Raw genomic sequence first — 4774 nt, 5'->3', positions numbered from 1 at the left:
TAGAATCTCCCACAGGTACTGCACAAGGCTTGGGGCCTGTGAGGTCCATGTGGGAGCTGGCTTGCCGGCGATGAGGCCGGTACAGGCTTACTCGATGAAAGTGACCACACCACCTTCCAGCGACTTCACCCGGGCCAGCGATTCAACGCGGTAGCCCTGGCTGTCCAGTTCGGCGCGGCCGCCCTGGAACGACTTCTCGATGACGATACCCAGGCCGGCCACGGTGGCGCCGGCCTGCTTGATGATCGAGATCAGTGCCTGCGACGCCTTGCCGTTGGCCAGGAAGTCGTCGATCACCAGCACGCGGTCGCTGCTGTTGAGGTGGCGCGGCGAGATGGCCACGGTGTTCTCGGTCTGCTTGGTGAAGGAATACACCGAGGCGGTCAGCAGGTTTTCGGTCAGGGTCAGCGACTGGTGCTTGCGGGCGAAGATCACCGGTACGCCCAGCTTCAGGCCGGTCATCACTGCCGGGGCAATGCCGGAGGCTTCGATGGTGACGATCTTGGTCACGCCAGCATCGGCGAACAGGCGGGCAAACTCGTCACCGATCAGCTGCATCAGCGCCGGGTCGATCTGGTGGTTGAGAAACGCGTCCACTTTGAGGACCTGATCGGAAAGCACGATGCCTTCTTCGCGAATCTTCTGATGCAGTGCTTCCACTGTGATTTCCTCGATGTAACAAAGGTGGCCGCTGGAGGCGGCAATATTAAAGAGTAATGGTTGATCAGCGTTTGAGCATTGCCCGGATGTCGGCCAGGGCGTTGTTGCCGCGTGCCGCCTTCACCTCGACCGGGGCGTCGTCCAGACCTTCCCAGGCCAGGTCGTCGGGTGGCAATTCGTCGAGGAACCGGCTGGGCGTACAGTCGATGATTTCACCGTACTGTTTGCGCTTGGCGGCGAAGGTAAAGGCCAGGGTCTGGCGGGCGCGGGTGATGCCCACATAGGCCAGGCGGCGCTCTTCTTCGATGGTGTCGGCCTCGATGCTGGAGCGGTGCGGGAGGATTTCCTCTTCCATGCCCATGATGAACACGTAAGGGAACTCAAGGCCTTTGGAGGCATGCAGGGTCATCATCTGCACCCCTTCGGCGTTCTCTTCTTCTTCCTGCTGGCGCTCGAGCATGTCGCGCAGCACCAGCTTGCCGATGGCGTCCTCGATGGTCATGTCACCCTCTTCATCCTTTTCGAGGGTGTTTTTCAGTGCGTCCACCAGGAACCAGACGTTGCTGATGCGGAAATCGGCGGCCTTGTCGCTGGCGGTCTGCTGGCGGATCCAGTTTTCGTAGTCGATGTCGCGGATCATCTCGTGCAGCGCGGCAATCGGGTCTTCCAGGGCGACCTTCTGGCGTACCCCGTCCAGCCAGTGCTTGAAGCGCTGCAAACGCTCGGTATAGCGGGCGTCCAGGTGTTCACCCAGGCCCAGCTCGTCGCTGGCGGCGTACATGGAAATGCCGCGCTCGGTGGAATAGTTGCCGAGCTTTTCCAGGGTGGTGGAGCCGATCTCGCGGCGCGGCACGTTGATCACCCGCAGGTAGGCGTTGTCGTCGTCCGGGTTCACCAGCAGGCGCAGGTAGGCCATCAGGTCCTTGACCTCCTGGCGGCCGAAGAAGCTGTTGCCGCCCGACAGGCGATACGGCACCTGGTGGTGCTGCAGTTTCAGCTCGATCAGCTTGGCCTGGTAGTTGCCGCGGTAGAGGATGGCAAAGTCGCTGTACGGGCGGTTGGTGCGCAGGTGCAAGGTGAGGATCTCCATGGCCACCCGTTCGGCCTCGGCTTCCTCGTTCTTGCAGCGGATCACGCGGATCTCGTCGCCTACACCCATCTCGCTCCACAGCTGTTTTTCGAACGCGTGCGGGTTGTTGGCGATCAGCACGTTGGCACAGCGCAGGATCCGGCTGGTGGAGCGGTAGTTCTGTTCGAGCATGACGATCTTCAGGGAGGGGTAGTCCTCCTTGAGCAGCATCAGGTTCTCGGGGCGGGCACCGCGCCAGGCATAGATGGACTGGTCGTCGTCGCCCACCACGGTGAACTGGTTGCGCATGCCGATCAGCATCTTCACCAGCAGGTACTGGCTGGCATTGGTGTCCTGGTACTCGTCCACCAGCAGGTAGCGCACGCGGTTCTGCCAGCGCTCCAGCACCTCGGGGTGTTCCTGGAACAGCTTCACCGGCTGCAGGATCAGGTCGTCGAAGTCCACTGCGTTGAACGCCTTGAGCGTGCGTTGGTAGTGGGTGTAGACGATGGCGGCGGTCTGCTCGCGCGGGTTGCGCGCCTTTTCCAGGGCTTCTGGCGGCAGGATCAGGTCGTTCTTCCAGGCACCGATCATGTTCTTGATCTCGTCGATGCCGTCGTCGCCTGAGTATTCCTTCTGCATGATGTCCGACAGCAACGCCTTGATGTCGGACTCGTCGAAGATCGAGAAGCCCGGCTTGTAGCCCAGCCGCTCGTGTTCCTTGCGGATGATGTTCAGGCCCAGGTTGTGGAAGGTACACACCGTCAGGCCGCGACCTTCCCCCGGGCGCAGCAAGGTGCCAACCCGCTCCTTCATCTCGCGCGCGGCCTTGTTGGTAAAGGTCATCGCCACGATGTACTGGGCACGAATGCCGCAGTTCTGGATCAGGTGGGCAATCTTGCGCGTGATCACGCTGGTCTTGCCCGAGCCTGCACCGGCGAGCACCAAAAGAGGGCCGCCGACATAGTCACGGGCTTCCTGCTGCCGGGGATTGAGTCGGGACATGCTAGAAACCGGGGGTCGCCAGAAAATAGCCGCGCATTCTAACAGGCATGGGGCCGTTGTGGCGTGACCGTCTGACGTCTGAGTCAGACTTTTATTGGCGCCCTGTATTAGTCAGGCTAATGCCAGGCACTGGAAAAATCGTATTTGCCGAACGGGCCTGATTTCGCGCAGGATGCACGACAAAATACGTCGGGTCGCCGCAGAGTCCGGTGTATGTATAAAATTGAAAATCATTTTCATCAATGCAGTAGCATATTCATCTTCTCTCGTTGTGCCGTGAAGCCCTAAGGAGCCCGCTTGTCCACGCCTGTCGAACCTCTGCGTTTGCTGCTGTTGGCTGATGAGCCGGAATGGGCCGTGCTGCTGCGCGAGTCCGTGCAGGGGTTGGGCGGCACTGCAGTGCTGTTGACGGCGCCTGACTGGGAGGCCGTCGACAGCCTTTTCAGCCATGACCGGCAAGCCGTGGTCCTGGCGACTGCGGCACTGCAACCAGCGCCGGGGCGCTGTGAGCTGCCGACCATCCTGCTGCTGGACGACGAGCCCGCGGTGGCCCCCAGCGGCGTCAGCGACTGGCTGGTGCGCCAACAGCTCAGCACCGATAGCCTGCGCCGCTCGCTGCGGCATGTGCGCGAACGCGGTGTGCTGGTGGCCACCTTGCAGCGCCTTGCCGAGCAAGACCCACTGACCGGTATCGCCAACCGCCAGGGCTTCCAGGCCTTGCTCTCGGCACGGCTGGCTGAAAACGAAGGCCGGGGCGTTGCCCTCGGCCACCTCGACCTGGACAACTTCCGCCACGTCAACGACGCCCTTGGCCACCAGAGCGGTGACCGCCTGATTCTGCAGGTTGTGGCCCGGTTGAAACACCAACTGGAGGCAGGGGACCAGTTGGCGCGCCTGGGCAGCGACGAATTCGCGCTGCTGATCGACACGCGCCGCGACCCGAACCGGGCCGAATGGATTGCCGAACGCATCGTCGAGGCCCTGGCCGAGCCCTATTGGATCGATGGCGAAAGCTTGCTGTTGGGCTGCAGCCTGGGCCTGGCGCATGCCCGTGCCCAGGGCGGCGCCGACCCGCTGATGTGGCACGCGCACATCGCCATGCGCCAGGCCAAGGGTAGCCAGGGCTGCACCTTCCATGTGTTCAACGAGCGCATCAACCGTAATGCCCGCAGCCTGGCCGACCTGGAAAGCGAACTGCGCCGCGCCCTGCGCCGGAATGAACTGGAACTGCACTATCAACCCCGGCTGAACCTGGCCGATGGGCGCATCGTGGGGCTCGAGGCGCTGGTGCGCTGGCGGCACTCGGACCGGGGGCTGCTACCGCCCTGCGAGTTCGTGCCGCTGGCGGAGCAAAGCGGCCTGATCGTGCCATTGGGCTACTGGGTGATTTCCCGTGCGCTGCGCGACATGCAGGCGTTGTGCGAACGCGGCCTGGAGCCGCTGCACATGGCGGTCAACCTGAGCTTCCGCCAGTTCCAGGATAGCCAGCTGCTGGCCACCTTGAGCCGGCTGATCCTCGAGCACGGGGTGGATGCTCGCTGGCTGGAATTCGAACTGACCGAAACGGCGGTCATGCGCCGCAACGAGCTGGTACGCCAGACCATGGATGCGCTGGGCCGGCTGGGCGTGCGCTTCTCGCTGGATGACTTTGGCACCGGTTTTTCGTCGTTCGTCCACCTGAACAGCCTGCCGATCACCTTGCTCAAGGTGGACCGCAGTTTCGTGGCCGAGATGGAAATGCGCGAGGAAAACCGCAAGCTGGTGCACGCCATGATCAACCTGGCGCACAACCTTAACCTTGAGGTGGTGGCTGAAGGGGTGGAGAGTGATGAGCAACTGGAGCTGCTGCGCGGGTTTGGTTGTGACCAGGTGCAAGGTTTTCTGGTCAGCAAGCCACTGCCGGTGGGGGAGTTGATGGAGTTTTTGCTGCAGGCGCCTGACCGTCAGTTGGGGGTTGTCCTTTAGGGCCCTTCCGCGGGCACGCCCACTCCCACAGGGGCCGCGCCCTGTACCTGTGGGAGCGGGCGTGCCCGCGAATAG

General features: G+C 62.6%; 3 protein-coding genes. 1 reads left to right on the top strand and 2 read right to left on the bottom strand.

Annotated features, from left to right (window positions below):
- Positions 1-87: 87 nt before the first annotated feature.
- Positions 88-660, bottom strand: a complete 573-nt coding sequence (locus GYA94_RS24920) for a xanthine phosphoribosyltransferase (protein WP_009683322.1) — start codon at positions 658-660, stop codon at positions 88-90.
- A gap of 64 nt (positions 661-724) precedes the next feature.
- Positions 725-2734 (bottom strand): DNA helicase Rep, encoded by a 2010-nt coding sequence (rep, locus tag GYA94_RS24915; protein ID WP_029887601.1) that lies wholly within the window; start codon positions 2732-2734, stop codon positions 725-727.
- Between the two features lie 405 nt (positions 2735-3139).
- Here rep and GYA94_RS24910 point away from each other — a divergent pair, with 405 nt between their 5' ends.
- Complete coding sequence (locus GYA94_RS24910; RefSeq protein WP_438826252.1) at positions 3140-4699, top strand: putative bifunctional diguanylate cyclase/phosphodiesterase; 1560 nt, start codon at positions 3140-3142, stop codon at positions 4697-4699.
- The last annotated feature ends 75 nt before the right edge of the window (positions 4700-4774 follow it).

It is taken from the genome of Pseudomonas juntendi, assembly GCF_009932375.1.
Lineage (GTDB): Bacteria > Pseudomonadota > Gammaproteobacteria > Pseudomonadales > Pseudomonadaceae > Aquipseudomonas > Aquipseudomonas juntendi.
This window is presented reverse-complemented; position numbering and strand designations above follow the sequence as displayed.

What these genes read in the sequence shown, in the direction of transcription:
- rep (WP_029887601.1), bottom strand. Translation starts at nt 2,734, where the DNA reads ATGTCCCGACTCAATCCCCGGCAGCAGGAAGCCCGTGACTATGTCGGC.